This window comes from Pseudomonas paraglycinae (assembly GCF_021601625.1).
Lineage (GTDB): Bacteria > Pseudomonadota > Gammaproteobacteria > Pseudomonadales > Pseudomonadaceae > Aquipseudomonas > Aquipseudomonas paraglycinae.
Map to the genome: position 1 here is coordinate 24023 of NZ_BQHR01000028.1, position 18199 is coordinate 42221.

Consider the following 18199-nt stretch of genomic DNA (forward strand, 5'->3'; position numbering starts at 1 on the left):
ATGCTGGATAGACTGCTGGCCCTGCTTGTTCTGGCGATCGTCCTCGGCGTCCCGCTGGGGCTGATCTTCCTGGTCACCGGGCAATTCCTGATGGACTTCGTGTTCTTCTACCCGCTGTTCATGTCCGGGTTGTGGATTTCCGGTGGCCTGTATTTCTGGCTGCACTGGGAGCGGCACTGGCCGTGGAAGGACGACACCCTGCCGCCACCGCTGGAAGGCGAACCGCTGATTTCGATCCTGATCCCTTGCTACAACGAGGGCGACAACGCCGCCGACACCATCCACGCGGCGCTGGCGCAGCACTACCCGAACATCGAAGTCATCGCGATCAACGACGGCTCCAAGGACAACACCGCCGAAGTGCTGGATGCGCTGGCCAAGGAAGACCCGCGGCTGCGCGTGCTGCACCTGGCGGAAAACCAGGGCAAGGCCGTGGCCCTGCGCATGGGCGCCATCGCGGCGCGCAGCGAATATCTGGTGTGCATCGACGGTGACGCGCTGCTGGCGCCGAACACTGCGGCTTATCTGGTGGCGCCGATGCTGGACAACGCACGACTGGGTGCGGTGACCGGCAACCCACGAATCCGCACGCGTTCGACCCTGGTCGGGCGGGTTCAGGTTGGTGAGTTCTCGTCGATCATCGGGCTGATCAAGCGCACTCAGCGGGTGTTCGGGCGAATCTTCACCGTGTCGGGTGTGATCGTCGCGTTCCGCCGCACCGCGCTGAACCGGGTCGGCTACTGGAGCCCGGACATGATCACCGAAGACATCGACATCAGCTGGAAGCTGCAACTGGATCACTGGAGCATCTTCTACGAGCCCCGTGCCCTGTGCTGGATCCTGATGCCGGAAACCCTGCGCGGTCTGTGGAAGCAGCGCCTGCGCTGGGCCCAGGGCGGTGCCGAAGTGCTGTTCAAGAACATCCGCGGGATCTGGCAGTACCGTCACCGTTACCTGTGGCCGCTGCTGTTCGAATACTGCCTGTCGACCGGCTGGGCGTTCACCTTCCTGTTGTCGGTGATCTTCTGGGGCGTCGGCAAGTTCGTGGTCATGCCTGAAGCCATTGCCGTCGATCACCTGATGCCCCCGGCGTTTACCGGTCTGCTGCTTGCGTTTGTCTGCCTGGTGCAGTTCGCGGTCAGCATCATCATTGACCGTCGTTACGAACCGGGCCTGGGCAAGACCATGTTCTGGGTGGTCTGGTATCCGATTGCGTTTTGGTTCGTCAGCCTGCTGACCACGCTGGTCAGTTTCCCCAAAGTATTGTTCGGCCAACACCAGAAGCGTGCGCGCTGGGTCAGTCCCGACCGGGGTATCAAGCCGCTCGGGGACGATGAAGAGGAGGTTATCAAATGAAAATCATCCGGACCCGCCAACGGCCGTTTCTGGTGGTGGTCGATGCGTTCTTCACGGTGCTGGCCTGGATCGGTCTGCTGTATCTGCTGGCGCGGGGTTTATGGCCGCTGATCGAGACCCACGAAGGCGGGCCGCGCATCGACAATTCGGCGTTCGAAGCCCTTGGCACCTTGCAGATTTACCTGTGGGTGGCGCTGGTCAACGCGGTGATCCTGATCGGCTGGGCGCGCTATCAGCAACGCAAGAGCCGAAGCTTCGCTCAACGCCGCCTGCCGTCCCCGGTGGTCGACGATGAGGGGCTGAGCCGCAGCTTCAAACTGTGCGACGAGCGCTTTCAGAAGCTGCGCGGGCCGGGCGTGATGACCATCCACAACGATCAGGACGGCGATGTCAGTCATGTGGTGCCGCATCTGTGGCCGGTTCAGCCGCAGGAGCTTCCGCCACCGCTGGCCCCGCTGGAGCATCCTCGGGTGATCTTTCTGCACGCCGAGGACGACGACAACCGCGAGCCGCTGAACCGGATCACCTGACGGCGCGAATCAGCCGCCAAGCTTCCTCCATCGGCAGCGGTTGCTTCATGCGTTCGGCCAGCAGCGCCATCGCCCGTTCCTGCTCACAGGCCACCGCCGCCACCACCACGCCCTTGCTCCCGAACAGCCCGATAAATGGCGGCTGTTCGGGTTCGCCGATGAATTCGACTGCATCCCACGCCTCGGCGTGGCCGAGATAGTCGTAGTTGCGGCCGAAATGCCAGGTCCAGAAATACGGCACGTCGAGGTAATGCTCATCGCCACCGAGCAGGTTCGCGGCGGCGATTCGCGCGTGCTGCTGGGCCAGGCGCCAGTGTTCGATGCGTTGCGGTTTACCGTTCAGCGGGAAGGTGGCGATATCGCCAATGGCCCACAGACTGTCCGCGACGCGCAGGCTGGCATCGACCAACAGTGATTGATCGTCCTCGCGCGGCAAGTCGCTGAACGCTTCGGTGGCTGGATGCACGCCGATTCCCGCCAACACCAGATCCGCCGACAGGCGCAGGCCGTTGTCGAGCAACACCGCCTCGACCTTGCCGTCGCCGGTGATCTTCCTGGCTTCGTGATCAGTGATGAATTTCACGCCGTTTTCTTCGTGCAGCGCACGGATCGCCTTGCCGACGGCTTCACCGAATTGCGCCGCGAAGGGAATCGCATGGCGCGCCAGCACCGTCACCTCGAGACCGTGCTGGCGCAGGGCCGAAGCGCATTCGAGCGCAATGAAACTGTCACCGATGATCACCGCGCGCTGACCGGGTTGGGCGGCGTCCATGATGGATTGCGCCTGAGCTTTGGAGCGCAGGACAAACACCTGGGGCAGGTCGGCGCCGGGCAGTTTCAGCGCGTTTGGCGTTGCACCGGTGGCCAGTACCGCCGCGTTGTAATGCAGTGTGCGGCCATCGCTCAGGTGAAGGGTTTTGGTATCGGCATCGAGCCCGGTGACCTCGCCTGAAACCCGGTTGATGTGCTGTTCGCGGTAAAAATCGTCATCGCGCAGGGGCGGGGTTTCCGGCGGCGGCATTTCCCCGGACAGCACGAATTTGCTCAGCACCGTGCGGTCGTAGCCGGCGTCCGGCTCGCGGTCGATCAGCACGATCCGCCCGCCGAAGCCTTTTTCCCGCAGGGCGGCGGCGCAGGCCGTTCCCCCGGCACCGGCGCCGACGATGACAAAGGTGCGCGGATCGTCCTGCGGCGGAGTGTGCGGATCCGGCAACGGCTGGTCATCGACCCACACCTCGTCGCCGTGCAGTTCCAGCGGATAGCGCTTGAGGCTGTCCAGCGCCGGAGGTTCGCACAGGGCGCCATCTTCGGCGCGAAAGGCTGCCTTGTGCCACGGGCAGATCAGCCGGCCGTGGCACAACGCACCTTCCGCCAGCGGCGCGCCGGCGTGCGGGCATTGCCCCTGAAAGGCGCGTAACTGGCCGGCGGCGCGCAGCAGGACGATCTTGCAGTCGCCAATCTGCACCTCCAGCCCACGGTCTTCAGGCACATCGGCGAAACGGGCGACACGGTGCAGGGTCATGGTCGTGCTCCTCACAGGCATTTCTCTTACGAGTTTGGGCCGCATTGCGAGGTTCAGCCATTTCCCACTGCCACGGCACGAACGGTACGGCTATAGTTTGCAGGCCGACGAAGGCCCAACTGCACAAGGTGCTCCCGGAATGACCCGATTGACCTCTCTCAACCCTTGGCTGGCGGCCGTTGCCGTCGCCCTTTGCGTGCAGTTTCCGGCGCAGGCCCAGGAGCGTTTCACCCTCAGCATTCCCGGTGTGTCGGATAACCGCCTGTTCACCTCGGCGGCGGCCAGCGATGCGGCCGGCTGCGGTGGCAAGAACCAGTCGCCGGCCCTGAGCTGGAATGCCGGCCCGAGCGGAACCCTGAGCTACGCCATCGTCATGCACGATCCGGACGGCCAGAAAGGCGCGGGCGTCGATCACTGGGTTCACTACGGGATCAGGGCCACGACCCGGCAGATTCCGGCCGGTGTCGGAGCCAAATCGGCCCTCGAAGGCGTCGGTGGCACCAACAGCAAAGGCACCACCAGCTACGTCGGCCCGTGCCCACCGGTGGGCGACAGCGCGCACCACTACATCATCCAGATCTACGCCCTGGATCTGGCCCCGGACGCCTTGCCCGCCGGCCTGACCCGCGCCCAGCTGATGGAAAAAATCAAAGGCCACGTGCTGCGCAACAGCAGTGCGGTGCGGCGTTATCACCGCTGAAAAAAATTTCGGCGAGGTTTAACCCGAACTGACAGGGCTGCCCGTCTCAGGGGATGAATGGATAAATTCATCCCCGAGGTCAGCCCCCATGTCCCTTCCTTCCACGCTTCTGCGCCCCCTTGCTGCCAGTGTGTTGCTGGTGGTTGCCGGTTGCGGCGTTTCCTCCAGCCCGGAAACCACCGTCGCGCCGCCTCCGGCGCAGACCGAACTGAAATCTTCCGTGCAGCCTGAAGCGGTCATGGCCGATAGCGCGATGGCCAAACGCAGTGCACTGGCGGCGCCGATCGCCCGTTTTGCACCGATGCCGGCCAGTGAAAGTTATCCACAAGGCTATCGTGACGAACAACGCGAGCAGTACGCCAAGCTGGCCGACAACCCGATCCACAGCGTCGCCGAAACCCCGGTCTCGACCTTCAGCGCCGACGTCGACACCGGCGCCTACGCCAATGTGCGGCGCCTGCTCAATCAGGGTCGACTGCCGCCGGAAGGCGCGGTGCGGCTGGAGGAGATGGTCAATTACTTTCCCTACAACTACGCGTTGCCGAGCGATGGCTCGCCCTTTGGCGTGACTACCGAACTGGCCGCTTCACCGTGGAACCCGCACACCCGCTTGCTGCGTATCGGCATCAAGGCCTTCGACCGCGCGGTGGCGGAACTGGCCCCGGCCAATCTGGTGTTTCTGGTGGATGTGTCCGGCTCGATGGACCGCCGTGAAGGCTTGCCGATGGTCAAAAGCACCCTGAAGTTGCTGGTCGATCAATTGCGCGAGCAGGATCGGGTGTCGCTGGTGGTGTATGCCGGCGAATCCAGAGTGGTACTGGAGCCGACTTCCGGACGGGAAAAGGCGAAAATTCGCACAGCCATCGAGCAGTTGACCGCCGGTGGCTCGACCGCCGGCGCTTCAGGCATCGAGCTGGCTTATCAGATGGCGCAGCAGGCGTTCATCCCCAAAGGCATCAACCGCATCCTGTTGGCCACCGACGGCGACTTCAACGTCGGCATCAGCGACTTCGACAGTCTGAAACAAATGGCTGTGGATAAACGCAAGACCGGGATTTCCCTGACCACTCTGGGTTTCGGTGTGGATAACTACAATGAACACCTGATGGAACAACTGGCCGATGCCGGTGACGGCAACTACGCCTACATCGACAACCTGCGCGAAGCGCGCAAGGTGCTGGTGGATCAACTCGGTTCGACCCTCGCCGTGGTGGCGAAAAACGTCAAATTGCAGGTCGAGTTCAACCCGGCGCAGGTCAGCGAATACCGGTTGCTTGGTTATGAAAACCGCGCGTTGAAGCGTGAGGATTTCAGCAATGACAAGGTCGATGCCGGTGAAATCGGTGCAGGCCATACGGTGACGGCGTTGTATGAAATTGTCCCGACAGGCGAGAAGGGCTGGCTGGAACCGCTGCGTTACGGAAAAACCGATGCAGTGGTTTCCGAGAAGAAAGGAGAATTGGCAATGCTGCGTGTGCGATATCAAAAGCCTGAGGGTGGGAAAAGTCTGCTGATCGAGCGGCCGATTGCCAATCAGGTTGCGCCGGCCAGTGAAGACCTGCGCTTTGCTGCCGCCGTCGCCGCGTTTTCCCAGCAACTCAAGGACGGTCGCTACACTGGCGATTTCAGCCTCAAGGACACCGAAGCCCTGGCCCGAGGTGCCCGTGGCGATGACCGCTTCGGCCTGCGCAACGAGTTCGTGCAACTGGTTGAACTGGCGCAAAGCCTGCGTACCTCCACCGCCTCCAACGTAATCTCCACTGAGCGACGGATTGAATAGTGAGCCGCCTCAAAGTCTTCATCACACAGCTGTTTGCTTCTGCAGACAGCCTTGAGGCCAGCAGCGACGAATCGCTGCTGGCCCGTTATCGCGAGGGTGACGGCAAGGCGTTCGAGATCCTGTACGCGCGCCATCGCCAGAGCCTTTACCGGTTTCTGCTCGGTTTGAGCGGCAAACCGGAACTAGCCGATGAGGTTTTCCAGGAGACCTGGCTGAGCCTGATCCGCAGTGCCAGTCAGCCACAAGGCCGGGCGACCTTTCGTACGTGGTTGTTCCAGATTGCCCGCAATCGCCTGATCGACCACTGGCGCAAACACGGCGCCCGGCAACCGCTGCATGACAGCTACGACGAGCAATTCCACGCCGTCAGCGACGACGCCTCCGATCCCGAACAATTGCTCAACCTCAGCCGCGACAGCCAGCGCCTGGAGAGCGCCCTGCAATCCTTGCCCGCCGACCAGCGCGAAGTGTTCCTGCTGCGCGCTCACGGCGATCTCGACTTGGCGCAAATCGCCAGCCTCACCGAAACACCGCTGGAAACCGTCAAGAGCCGCTTGCGCTACGCCCAGCAAAAACTGCGTCGGCTGCTGGCCGAGGAGGTACTGACATGACGGACGTCCGCCCGACACCCGAAGAGCAACTGCTCAAGCACGTGCGCGAACAGCACAACGCCGAGCCGCCGGCGCATCTTGATGCGCTGATCCTCAACGCCGCCCGCCGAGAAACCCCGGCACCACGGCAGAGCCTGTGGCAACGCTGGCTCAAGGCCTGCCAGCAACCGCGCTACCAGGTGGCCTTTGCCAGTCTGGTCGGCATCGCGCTGATGCTGTCGCTGGTGCAACGCGCGCCGGAACCCGTGGCTCAATACGATTTCGCCCCTGCTGCCAAACCGGCTGCGCCCGTGGCGCGCCAGGAGGCCCGATCGCTGTCGGCTCCCGCCGGCGCACTTTCCGCGCCTGCACCCGCAATGGCTCCCGCGCCAATGGCGGAAATGGCTGCACCGATGCAGAGCGAATCGATCAGCGCCGACACGGCAGACGAAGCCAAGGTCAGCAAGCGCGCCGCCGCCCCGGTCAACGGTCTCGACGAGCAACTGCGCGAAGTCCTGCGCCTGCGCCAGTCCGGCCAGTCGCAAGCGGCCGACAGCCTGTTCAACAACCTGCACAAGCGCTACCCGAACGTGAATCTCGACCTGCGGCTGGAAAAAATCCGCAAGAACTGACCGTATCAGCCATCCGCCATTTGGCATTGACCCGCAAAAACGCGCACTATCGGGTCATTGCCGATGCGCTGGAGGATGCCGTGGCCCAAAAAATCGACCGCATCGCCCAAATGCTCAACTGCCCGGTGAAGGGTGAGGAACTGCGGCGGGCAGTGACGGAGAGTCGCAAGGAGTTTCTTCTGGCCAAGCAGGCCGAAGAGGATCTGGAGGAAGACGTTCTCGATGATGACTTGATCGAGGACGAAGAAGACGATGATGAATACGACGAGTTTGACTGGACGACGGAGTGAGTCGCCAGCCAGCAGGCACAAAAAAGCCCCGGACCTTGCAGTCCGGGGCTTTTTCGTTTTGTTCATGGCGCACCAGGCGGGATTCGAACCCACGACCCCTGCCTTCGGAGGGCAGTACTCTATCCAGCTGAGCTACTGGTGCAGCGGGCGACATCATACCTAGGTCGGCTCGGGGCGTCCATGCCGGGTTTTGGTGCGTATTCTCAGTGCGCATGTCGGTTGAAAAGCACTGCATTCCATAAAGCTGTAACGTCCTGCAAAAGGCTCGCTTGGCGCTTTTGAGAGGCTGTTCTATGGTTTCCCTGCGACCCGAGCTGTTGGTACGTTGATCTGAAATGTTCAGCAATTGCGGCGTTTTTGTTCTTTTTTTCGAACGCCCTATTGTCCTTCAACCCCTTTGAACCTAGGATTCGTTTGAGATTTCAAACGCTCCTTATCCAGGTGCTGAGCCGCACGCGTTTTGAGTCGTGCGCTATTGATGTGCCAGCCCGGTGAATGATTTCCCTGACGGCAGCCTTGCGAGGCGCCTTTCTACAATCATAATTTTGCTCCGCGCCTTGCGCGGTGCTGTTAAGGAAAGCCGACATGCAGCTTAAAGACACCCAGTTGTTCCGCCAGCAAGCCTTCATCGATGGCGCATGGGTCGACGCGGACAGCGGTCAGACGATCAAGGTCAACAACCCGGCCACCGGCGAGATTCTGGGCACCGTGCCGAAGATGGGCGCTGCCGAAACCCGCCGCGCCATCGAAGCCGCCGACAAGGCGTTGCCGGCCTGGCGTGCACTGACCGCCAAGGAGCGTGCAGGCAAGCTGCGTCGCTGGTTCGAACTGATGATCGAGCACCAGGACGACCTCGCTCGCCTGATGACCCTCGAGCAGGGCAAACCACTGGCCGAAGCCAAGGGCGAAATCGTTTACGCCGCTTCGTTCATCGAGTGGTTCGCCGAAGAAGCCAAGCGCATCTACGGTGACGTGATTCCGGGCCACCAGCCGGACAAGCGCCTGATCGTGATCAAACAACCGATCGGCGTTACCGCTGCCATCACCCCGTGGAACTTCCCGGCGGCGATGATCACCCGTAAAGCGGGCCCGGCCCTGGCTGCCGGTTGCACCATGGTGCTCAAGCCTGCTTCGCAAACCCCGTTCTCCGCATTCGCTCTGGCCGAACTGGCCCAGCGCGCCGGCATTCCTAGAGGTGTGTTCAGCGTGGTCTCCGGCAGCGCCGGCGACATCGGCAGCGAGCTGACCAGCAACCCGATCGTGCGCAAACTGTCCTTCACCGGCTCGACCGAAATCGGTCGTCAGCTGATGTCGGAATGCGCCAAGGACATCAAGAAAGTTTCCCTGGAACTGGGCGGCAACGCGCCATTCATCGTGTTCGACGACGCGGACCTGGATAAGGCCGTCGAAGGCGCGATCATTTCCAAGTACCGCAACAACGGCCAGACCTGCGTCTGCGCCAACCGTCTGTACATTCAGGATTCGGTCTACGACGCGTTCGCCGAGAAGCTGAAAGTGGCAGTCGCCAAGCTGAAGATCGGCAACGGTCTGGAAGAAGGCACCACCACGGGTCCGCTGATCGACGAGAAAGCCGTGGCCAAGGTACAAGAGCACATCGCTGACGCGGTGAGCAAAGGCGCAACCGTTCTGGCCGGCGGCAAGCCGATGGAAGGCAACTTCTTCGAGCCGACCATCCTGACCAACGTGCCGAAAGACGCTGCCGTGGCCAAGGAAGAAACCTTCGGTCCGCTGGCGCCGCTCTTCCGCTTCAAAGACGAAGCCGACGTGATCGCAATGTCGAACGACACCGAGTTCGGTCTGGCTTCGTACTTCTACGCTCGCGACCTGGGCCGTGTGTTCCGTGTGGCTGAAGCCCTGGAATACGGCATGGTCGGCGTCAACACCGGGCTGATCTCCAACGAAGTCGCGCCGTTCGGCGGCATCAAGGCCTCGGGCCTGGGCCGTGAAGGCTCCAAGTACGGCATCGAAGATTACCTGGAAATCAAATACCTCTGCCTGGGCATCTAAGCCTCGGTAGAAGATCGCTGTAAACGCAAAGGGCACGAGAGCGCTGTCCCTTTGCGTCGTTTCAAACCGGAATTTTCTCTGCGGCCGGGAACGCCGTGGCAGTCGATCATCGCATGCTGCCACCGCCGATTCCTCCCGCTTTATCCTTGAACCACGCCGCCCGATGAGCGGCGAATGAGGACTGTAATGAGTAAGACTAACGCTGAACTGATGGCCCGTCGTACCGCAGCTGTTCCACGTGGTGTTGGCCAGATTCACCCGATCTTCGCCGAGTCCGCGAAAAACGCGACCGTGACCGACGTTGAAGGTCGTGAATTCATCGACTTCGCTGGCGGTATCGCTGTACTGAACACCGGCCACGTGCACCCGAAAATCATCGCCGCCGTGACCGAGCAGCTGAACAAGCTGACTCACACCTGCTTCCAGGTTCTGGCTTATGAGCCGTACGTTGAGCTGTGCGAGAAAATCAACGCTCGCGTACAGGGCGACTTCGCCAAGAAAACCCTGCTGGTGACCACCGGTTCCGAAGCCGTTGAAAACGCCGTGAAAATCGCTCGTGCCGCCACTGGCCGCGCTGGCGTGATCGCCTTCACCGGCGCTTACCACGGTCGTACCATGATGACCCTGGGCCTGACCGGTAAAGTCGTGCCTTACTCGGCCGGCATGGGCCTGATGCCAGGCGGCATCTTCCGCGCGCTGTACCCGAACGAACTGCACGGCGTGAGCATCGACGACTCGATCGCTTCCATCGAACGCATCTTCAAGAACGACGCCGAGCCGAAAGACATCGCCGCGATCATCATCGAGCCTGTGCAGGGTGAAGGTGGTTTCTACGTCGCGCCGAAGGAGTTCATGAAGCGTCTGCGTGCCCTGTGCGACCAGCACGGCATCCTGCTGATCGCTGACGAAGTGCAGACCGGCGCTGGCCGTACCGGCACTTTCTTCGCCATGGAACAGATGGGTGTTGCTGCCGATCTGACCACCTTCGCCAAATCCATCGCTGGCGGCTTCCCGCTGGCCGGTGTGTGCGGCAAGGCCGAGTACATGGACGCCATCGCTCCAGGCGGCCTGGGCGGCACCTACGCCGGTAGCCCGATCGCTTGCGCCGCGGCCCTGGCCGTGATGGAAGTGTTCGAAGAAGAAAAACTGCTGGACCGCTGCAAAGCTGTCGGCGAGCGTCTGGTCACCGGCCTGAAAGCCATCCAGGCCAAGTACCCGGTGATCGGCGAAGTCCGTGCCCTGGGCGCCATGATCGCGGTCGAGCTGTTCGAAAACGGCGACAGCCACAAGCCAAACCCGACCGCAGTCGCTGCCGTCGTGGCCAAGGCGCGTGACAAGGGCCTGATCCTGCTGTCCTGCGGCACCTACGGCAACGTGCTGCGCGTCCTGGTACCGCTGACCTCGCCGGACGAGCAACTGGACAAAGGCCTGGCGATCATCGAAGAGTGCTTCTCGGAGCTGTAATCCGCAGCACCGTGTGATTGGATCGACAAAAAACCCGCTTCGGCGGGTTTTTTCATGCCTGGAGAAACACGGGCGCGGATTTCAGGTTGTACCGAAACGCCAGCATTGGCTAAGGTTCAAGCATTGCAAGGGAGGGCGAGCATGACGGCCGTCGATTTACCCGCTGTACCGAGAGTCCTGATTGCCGAGGCCGACCCGTGGTCTCGTGACCTGCTCAAACAAGTGTTGCTGAATGTGCGCTGCGATGCGCGGCTGGACTTGTGCGCCGATGGCCAGGAGGCGATGTCGCTGCTCAGCGAAGTCCCCTATGACCTGGCGATCGTCGACTGGGAGTTGCCCGGCGTCGATGGCTTGAGCGTGTTACGCAGTGTCCGCCAGCGCAAACGCAATCCGCCGCTGCCGTTCATTCTGATGAGCAGTCGCAACGACAGCGCCAGCGTGCGCGAAGCCCTGCCGCTGGCGCCGACCGCCTACCTGGCCAAACCCCTGAACATGGAAAGCCTGACCGAGCGTTTGCAGGGATTGCTGCTGAATGCCGGCGAAGAAGTGTTCTGTGAAGTACCGGCGCTGGCGCCGGGCATGACCCTCTCGGTTTTCCTCGAACGTCGCCGCGAGCAGGCCGACGGCGCACCGCTGATGACTGACGTGCAGGTGGCGGTCAAACGCAGCCTCAACCCCAACGGCCTGGACCTGAAGCTGCTGGAAGAGGAAATTCGCACCGATCCGCAGATCACCGCCGTGTTGATTGCCGCCGCCAACAGCGCCGCTCAGCATCATGGCGCGCCAGTGCAGACTCTGGCGCAGGCGCTGCATCGACTGGGCACCGGGCAGAGCATGAACCTGATTCTTGGCCTGGCACTCAAGCGCAGTGCCCGACTGAGCGACCCGTGTCTGGCCGACTACGCCGAGCGCTATTGGGGCCTGTCACTGCACACTGCCGAGTACGCCCGCACCTTGGCGCGGCTGCTCGATCTGGATCAGGAGCGCTGCTACTGCGCCGGCATGCTCCATCGCCTCGGCGATCTGGCGTTGCTGCGATGTCTGCAGGAATGGAAGCAGGCCGGCGGCGAGTTGGACGAGCTGGAGGAAGTCGGCGATGCGCTGGCCGAATTCGGTGCGGCGTACGGTTCGGCGTTGCGCACTCGCTGGCGCCTGCCGCTGGAACTGCGCGAGCTGATTGCCTCGGTCTATCAGCTCGGGGGCGGGGTGTACTCCCGAGAGGCGCTGGTGATGAACATGGCGGCGCAGATGGCGCGGCTGACCGAGCATGAGGGCGTTGAGGAGCTGGCGAAGAGCCGCACGGCGCGCTTGCTCAAAATCGGCTTGCCGGAGCTGATGCGGATGCGCAAATAGCGGCTTGATTGCGCATCCGCTCTTGAATCAGGCGGAAATGATCCGGTTCTTGCCCTGCCGTTTGGCCTCGTACATCGCCGCGTCTGCGCGGGCGAACAGGGTGTCGAGGCTTTCATCTTCCGGGGTAAGGCTGGTCAGGCCCTGGCTGACGGTGATGCCGAACGTCTGATCACCGTGGTTGAAGTTCAAGCGCTGAATTTCCCGTTGCAGCCGTTCGGCCACCTGCATCGCCATGTCCGGCGCACAGCCCGGGAAAACCGCAGCAAACTCTTCACCGCCAATCCGCCCGAACAGGTCGCCCCGGCGTAACGAGGCACGACCGCATTCGGCGATTCGTTGCAGCACGTTGTCGCCTTCCGGGTGGCCGTAGGTGTCGTTGATCACTTTGAAGTCATCGATGTCCAGCAGCAGGAACGCCATTTGCGCACCTTGCAGGCGGGCTTGTTCAAATTCCCGGTGGGCGCATTCGAAGAAGTGCCGGCGATTGCTGCTCTGGGTCAGCACGTCGGTGGTGGCCAGTCGCTGGAGCTCGGTTTCCATCTGCTTCTTGTCGGTGATGTCTTCGGCGATGCCGACGATGATCACCGGTTGCCCTGGTTCGTCCTGACGGTTTATGAAGCACTTGTCGCTGATCCAGCGCACCTGGCCGTCGGCGGCGATGATCCGGTATTCGCGGTCTTCCACGGCGCCTTTGTGCAGCACTTCGGCGAGGCTGCGTTCGGCGTATTCCAGATCGTCCGGATAGATGCTGTCGCGCCACTGGTTGTAGTCGGCCAGCAGCAGGGCGGCGGAGCGGCCGAAAATCCGTTCGTAGGCGGGGCTGACGTACAGCACCTGACGGGTTTCCCAGTTGAAGGCCCAAAGCACGGCGTTGACGCTGACCAGCAGCGAACTGAACAGCTGCTCGCGTTCGCTAAGCCGGGCGACTTCGCCCTGGGCGTGCATCAATGCCATCAGGGTTTGCGCGGCCTCGGGCCACTGGGGAGGGGATGAGTCTTTTTGATTGTTGTTGACCATCGACACGAATCTCAAAGGGCGTGCCGGGAAGTCGACAACGGCCACGGGAAAGCCCGCCGGGGGTGGCGAAGTGTCTTTGAGATAGGGGAACGGGGGTGAAGTTCCGAAGGGTGCGCCCGGGAATGGGGCGCACCGATCAACGGCATCAGACGGCTGTTGGGCGCAGCGAGTAGGTTTTCAACTGGTCGGCGAATTCACGCAAGGACTGGATGCCACTGGCCTCGGCCTCGTGTACCCATTCCTTGATGGCGGCGAGCATGTCGTGGCCATTTGCGCTGGTCTTGACCCAGATCTGCTGCAGGGCCAGACGTTTCTCGTAGATTACCTTCAGCGCCTGGCTGTGCTCGAGCATGTTCTGGATGCGCGCGTGGTGGCGATCTTCCAGCAGGCTGGTTTCACGGGAAAGCAGACGCTTGGCCCGGTGGAACTGGTGGCGTACCGAATGATCGACCTTGGCCAGTTCCTGTTTGACCAGCGGGCCAATCACCAGCTTGCGGTACTGGGCCATGATCTGGAAGCGGTTGTTGAGGATCGCCATGGCGGTGTCCATGTCCAGGCTGCCCTTGCCTTCGACGCGGTGGGCGATCGGGGCGACCCGTTGCACCTTGGCCAGACGCAGGAAGCTGAAGACCTGGATCCACGCCCAGCCGAGGTCGAACTCCCACTTCTTGACCGACAGCTTGGCCGAGTTGGGGTAGGTGTGATGGTTGTTGTGCAGTTCTTCGCCGCCGATCAGGATGCCCCATGGCACCAGATTGGTCGCCGCGTCGCGGCATTCGAAGTTGCGGTAGCCGACGGCATGGCCGAGACCGTTGACCACACCGGCCGCCCAGACCGGAATCCACATCATCTGGATTGCCCAGATGGTGATGCCGATGGTGCCGAACAGCAGCAGGTCGACGACGGCCATGATCGCCACGCCCAGCAGCCGGTAACGGCTGTAGAGGTTGCGCTCGATCCAGTCTTCGGGGCAGTTCTTGCCGTAGATGCGCAGGGTTTCCGGGTTCTGCGCTTCTTCGCGGTACAGCTCGGCACCTTTGCGCAGGACCGTGGACAGACCCTTGACGACCGGACTGTGCGGGTCATCTTCGGTTTCGCATTTGGCGTGGTGTTTGCGGTGGATGGCGGTCCACTCGCGGGTGTTCTGCGCCGTGGTCAGCCACAGCCAGAAACGGAAGAAATGCTTCAGCCCGGCATTCAGCTCCAGGGAGCGATGGGCCGAGTAGCGGTGCAAGTAGACCGTGACGGCAACGATCGTCACGTGGGTCATCACCAGGGTGACGGCGACCAGCGACCAGGCCGACAAGCCAAGAAAACCTTCGTACCACATAGGCTATAGGGCCCTCGATAAAGAAAAAACAGCCGTTGCATTATCACCAAGCACACAGATAAAACCAGTCGCCCTTTCAGATAAGAGATGGCTGGATGTTTCTTGACCTATAATCCCGACATTTTTGTAGGGACATGGACGGCCGAATGTCTGCCACTTACCGCGATGCCTTGCGTGCAGCGCTGCTTTACCTGGTCCTTGCCGTGGTCTGGCTGCAAGGTACTGGTTATTTATTGAACAGTTTCTTCGATAGCTCTGACGAGTTGCTGCGCTGGCAACTGATCAACGGCTACCTGTTCGTGGCGCTCAGCGCCGGGTTGATCTTCCTGGCCCGGGCGCGGCTGTTCGAATGCCTGGGCATCGGCGCCCGATTGCGTGAACGCCAGGCGGATCGCGAACGCCTGCGTCAGGCCGCTGCGGTATTCGATTGCACCCGCGAAGGCGTGCTGGTCACGGACCGGCAGGGGCTGATCGTGCACGTCAATCGCGCCTTCATGGAAATCACCGGTTATCAGCGCGAGGAAGTCATTGGCCAGCAGCCCAGCCTGTTCAAGTCCGGGCACCATCCGCCGGGGTTCTATCAGGCGATGTTCGCCACCTTGCAGGCCAAGGACGAGTGGAGCGGCGAGATCTGGAACCGGCGTAAAAGCGGCGAGATCTACCCGCAGTGGCAGACGATCCGGGTGATCCGCGACGAAGACGGTCGGCTCAGCCACTACGTCGCGGTGTTTTCCGACATCAGCGCGATCAAGGATTCCGAGCACGAACTCAAGCATCTGGCCCACCACGATCCGCTGACCGACCTGCCCAACCGCCTGCTGTTCAGCGACCGCGCCGAACAGGCGCTGGCGTCGGCGCAGACCCACAAGCGCGGTTGCGCGCTGCTGATGATCGATCTGGACCATTTCAAACTGATCAACGACAGTCTCGGCCACACTATCGGTGACCGTTTGCTCAAGGCGGTCGCCGCGCGTTTGCAGGCGTTGTTCGGGCCGGGCATCACCCTGGCGCGGCTGGGCGGCGACGAGTTCGCGGTCCTGCTGGAAAGTTGTCCACAGCCGGCGCAGGCGGCGGCGCTGGCCCAACGTATTCTCGATGCGCTCAAGGAGCCGTTCTGTCTCGACGGCCATGAACTGTTCATCAATGCCAGCCTCGGCATCAGCCTGTTTCCCAGCGATGCGTTGAGCGCCGAGCAGCTGTTGCGCAACGCCGATGCGGCGCTGTTCAAGGCCAAGAGCAGTGGCCGTAACGGTTACGCGCTGTACACCGAAGAACTCACGGCCCACGCCCAGCAGCGGGTCGAAATCGCCTTCGAATTACGCCGCGCGCTGGAACAGCAGGAGCTGCGGGTCTACTACCAACCGGTACACGACCTGAAAACCAGTCGCCTGATCGGCGTCGAAGCGCTGGTGCGCTGGGAACATCCGCAACGTGGCCTGGTGTCGCCGGCGGAGTTCATCCCGATTGCCGAACGCACCGGGCTGATCTCGGAAATCGACGCCTGGGTCATGCAGCAGGCCTGCCGGCAGATGTGCCAATGGCAGCAGGCCGGAGTAGTGCTGTCGTTCGTTGCAGTGAACGTGTCGTCACGATTGTTCGCCCGTCGCGAGTTGTACGAGCAGGTTGCGCAGGTGCTGCACGAGACCGGTCTGGACCCGGCCTATCTGGAATTGGAAGTCACCGAAAGCGCGGTCATGGACGATCCGGAGGTCGCGCTGGAGCAGATGCATCGTCTGCGCGAGCTGGGCATTCGTCTGGCCATCGACGACTTCGGCACCGGTTATTCGTCGTTGCTGCGGCTCAAGCGCCTGCCGGTGCAAAAGCTCAAGATCGATCAGGGATTCGTCGCCGGCCTGCCGTGGGACGAGGACGACGCGGCGATCGTCCGGGTGATCATCGCCCTGGCCCGCAGCATGGGTATGCAGGTGCACGCCGAGGGCATCGAGCAGGCGGAACAGGCGGCGTTCCTGCTGGGCCAGGCCTGTGATCTGGGGCAGGGCTACTGGTTCGGGCGGCCGGTTCCGGAAGCGCAAATCGACTGGAATCGGGCGCCCTTGATCGGTTAAGGGCGGCCTGCGGCGGGTTTGTCGGCGGGCAAATCCGCCGCAAACCCTTGCTGCATCACATAATGTTTTCCAGTTATATAAACATTCTTAAATAGTCTTTTTAAGAATATCCAAAGCTCTCTTATATTGCTCCCACGCCGAACGCAGTGCCGCCCACTGCCAGGCATATCCCATACAAAGGAGCAGCACCATGAGCGCATCCCTGCGTAGCGTTGACGGTCAGGACGAAAGCACCATCTTGCGCGAAATCCAGAGCGCCTTGCGCGACCTGCGTTTCGGCGCGGTGGAAATCACTGTGCATAACGCCCAGGTGGTCCAGATCGAACGCAAAGAGAAATTCCGTCTGCAGCAACCGGGTAACAAACCGGCCTGATTCGTAGTCTGCGGCAGCTCCTGCGGTGAGCTGTTGGCAGAAGCTGCCACAGGCTGCGGTCGTTGAATGAGCAACCCGATTCCAGCAATCCATAAGAAAAAGCCACCACCAAGAATTCCAGGAGCTTTCACCATGTCGTCGATTCGCCGTTACGCTTTGGCCGCCCTGGCCAGTGCTGTGTTTGCCGGTTCCGCGGTTGCCAAGGATTACGAACTGCTCAACGTGTCGTATGACCCGACGCGCGAGCTGTATCAGGATTACAACGCCGAGTTCGTGAAGTACTGGCAGTCGGAGCACGCCGGCGACACCGTGAAAATCCAGCAATCCCACGGCGGTTCGGGCAAGCAGGGCCGTGCGGTGATCGACGGTCTGCGCGCTGACGTCGTGACCCTGGCCCTGGCCGGCGACATCGACGAAATCGCCAAACTCGGCAAGACCCTGCCGGCCGACTGGCAGAAGCGTCTGCCGGACGCCAGCACTCCTTACACTTCGACCATCGTTTTCCTGGTGCGCAAGGGCAACCCGAAAGGCATCAAGGACTGGGGCGATCTGATCAAGAACGACGTCTCGGTGATTACCCCGAACCCGAAAACCTCCGGCGGTGCACGCTGGAACTTCCTCGCCGCGTGGGCCTACGGCCTGAAAGCCAACGGCGGCAACGAAGCCAAAGCCAAGGAATACGTACAGACCCTGTTCAAGCACGTTCCAGTTCTGGACACTGGCGCCCGTGGCTCGACCATCACCTTCGTCAACAACGGTCAGGGTGACGTGTTGCTGGCCTGGGAAAACGAAGCCTTCCTGGCGCTGAAAGAAGACGGCGGCAAGGACAAGTTCGACATCGTCGTGCCTTCGCTGTCGATCCTCGCCGAACCACCGGTGGCGGTGGTCGACAAGAACGCCGAGAAGAAGGGCAACGAGCAGATCGCCGAAGCCTACCTCAAGCACCTGTACAGCCCGGCCGGCCAGGAAATCGCGGCGAAGAACTTCTACCGCCCGCGTGACAAGGACGTGGCAGCCAAGTACGCCCAGCAGTTCCCGAAACTGGAGCTGGTGACCATCGACAAGGACTTCGGCGGCTGGAAAACCGCACAGCCGAAATTCTTCAACGACGGAGGCGTGTTCGACCAGATCTATCAGGCGCAGTAAGTTTCAATAGCCTAAAACGAGC

Annotated in this window: 16 protein-coding genes and 1 tRNA gene; 13 read left to right on the forward strand and 4 right to left on the reverse strand. The window is 61.8% G+C overall.

Going from position 1 to position 18199, the window contains the following annotated elements:
• Nucleotides 1-1356: a poly-beta-1,6-N-acetyl-D-glucosamine synthase gene (pgaC, locus tag L6D82_RS27275; protein WP_085746287.1), complete on the forward strand. Its 1356-nt coding sequence runs from the start codon at nt 1-3 to the stop codon at nt 1354-1356.
• Nucleotides 1353-1886, forward strand: coding sequence for a poly-beta-1,6-N-acetyl-D-glucosamine biosynthesis protein PgaD (gene pgaD / locus L6D82_RS27280; protein ID WP_074689361.1), 534 nt, complete (start codon nt 1353-1355; stop codon nt 1884-1886). Before pgaC ends, pgaD begins: the two co-directional genes overlap by 4 nt.
• On the opposite strand, the gene L6D82_RS27285 is transcribed toward pgaD, so the two are convergent.
• Nucleotides 1879-3408: an FAD-dependent oxidoreductase gene (locus L6D82_RS27285; protein ID WP_236192035.1), complete on the reverse strand. Its 1530-nt coding sequence runs from the start codon at nt 3406-3408 to the stop codon at nt 1879-1881. The two genes, pgaD and L6D82_RS27285, sit on opposite strands and share 8 nt — an antisense overlap.
• Before the next feature lie 139 nt (nt 3409-3547).
• Here L6D82_RS27285 and L6D82_RS27290 point away from each other — a divergent pair, with 139 nt between their 5' ends.
• From L6D82_RS27290 to L6D82_RS27310, 5 genes are all read left to right on the forward strand, one after another.
• The gene (locus tag L6D82_RS27290) at nt 3548-4108 is read left to right on the forward strand and encodes a YbhB/YbcL family Raf kinase inhibitor-like protein (protein ID WP_236192036.1); all 561 of its coding nucleotides are present in this window, start codon (nt 3548-3550) and stop codon (nt 4106-4108) included.
• Between the two features lie 88 nt (nt 4109-4196).
• Nucleotides 4197-5888 (forward strand): vWA domain-containing protein, encoded by a 1692-nt coding sequence (locus tag L6D82_RS27295; RefSeq protein WP_236192037.1) that lies wholly within the window; start codon nt 4197-4199, stop codon nt 5886-5888.
• Between the two features lie 29 nt (nt 5889-5917).
• Nucleotides 5918-6499, forward strand: a complete 582-nt coding sequence (locus L6D82_RS27300) for an RNA polymerase sigma factor (RefSeq protein ID WP_039773061.1) — start codon at nt 5918-5920, stop codon at nt 6497-6499.
• Entirely contained in the window at nt 6496-7110 is a 615-nt protein-coding gene (locus tag L6D82_RS27305) for a hypothetical protein (protein WP_236192038.1), read from the forward strand. Before L6D82_RS27300 ends, L6D82_RS27305 begins: the two co-directional genes overlap by 4 nt.
• Nucleotides 7111-7130: 20 nt before the next feature.
• On the forward strand, nt 7131-7400 hold the full coding sequence (locus L6D82_RS27310) for a hypothetical protein (RefSeq protein ID WP_011331897.1): 270 nt from the start codon (nt 7131-7133) through the stop codon (nt 7398-7400).
• A gap of 65 nt (nt 7401-7465) precedes the next feature.
• Here L6D82_RS27310 and L6D82_RS27315 read toward each other — a convergent pair.
• Nucleotides 7466-7542, reverse strand: a tRNA-Arg gene (locus L6D82_RS27315).
• Between the two features lie 443 nt (nt 7543-7985).
• Here L6D82_RS27315 and gabD point away from each other — a divergent pair.
• From gabD to L6D82_RS27330, 3 genes are all read left to right on the forward strand, one after another.
• Nucleotides 7986-9428, forward strand: a complete 1443-nt coding sequence (gene gabD / locus L6D82_RS27320) for an NADP-dependent succinate-semialdehyde dehydrogenase (RefSeq protein WP_129973829.1) — start codon at nt 7986-7988, stop codon at nt 9426-9428.
• A 186-nt stretch (nt 9429-9614) separates the two neighbouring features.
• Nucleotides 9615-10892 carry a 4-aminobutyrate--2-oxoglutarate transaminase gene (gabT, locus tag L6D82_RS27325; protein ID WP_236192039.1) on the forward strand — a complete coding sequence of 426 codons (1278 nt, stop codon included), beginning with the start codon at nt 9615-9617 and terminating at the stop codon, nt 10890-10892.
• Between the two features lie 141 nt (nt 10893-11033).
• A complete protein-coding gene (locus L6D82_RS27330) occupies nt 11034-12245 on the forward strand; it encodes a response regulator (protein WP_236192040.1) in 1212 nt (403 codons plus the stop codon).
• 27 nt (nt 12246-12272) lie between these two features.
• Here L6D82_RS27330 and L6D82_RS27335 read toward each other — a convergent pair whose 3' ends face one another.
• Nucleotides 12273-13262 carry a GGDEF domain-containing protein gene (locus L6D82_RS27335; protein ID WP_102687460.1) on the reverse strand — a complete coding sequence of 330 codons (990 nt, stop codon included), beginning with the start codon at nt 13260-13262 and terminating at the stop codon, nt 12273-12275.
• Nucleotides 13263-13407: 145 nt separating this feature from the next.
• Entirely contained in the window at nt 13408-14592 is a 1185-nt protein-coding gene (desA, locus tag L6D82_RS27340) for a delta-9 fatty acid desaturase DesA (RefSeq protein WP_134021910.1), read from the reverse strand.
• 146 nt (nt 14593-14738) lie between these two features.
• On the opposite strand from desA, the gene dibA reads away from it, so the two are divergent.
• From dibA to L6D82_RS27355, 3 genes are all read left to right on the forward strand, one after another.
• Nucleotides 14739-16658 carry a phosphodiesterase DibA gene (dibA, locus tag L6D82_RS27345; protein WP_085746295.1) on the forward strand — a complete coding sequence of 640 codons (1920 nt, stop codon included), beginning with the start codon at nt 14739-14741 and terminating at the stop codon, nt 16656-16658.
• A 190-nt stretch (nt 16659-16848) separates the two neighbouring features.
• The gene (gene oscA / locus L6D82_RS27350; protein WP_007952821.1) at nt 16849-17031 is read left to right on the forward strand and encodes a sulfur starvation response protein OscA; all 183 of its coding nucleotides are present in this window, start codon (nt 16849-16851) and stop codon (nt 17029-17031) included.
• Between the two features lie 132 nt (nt 17032-17163).
• Entirely contained in the window at nt 17164-18177 is a 1014-nt protein-coding gene (locus L6D82_RS27355; RefSeq protein WP_011331904.1) for a sulfate ABC transporter substrate-binding protein, read from the forward strand.
• Nucleotides 18178-18199: the final 22 nt, after the last annotated feature.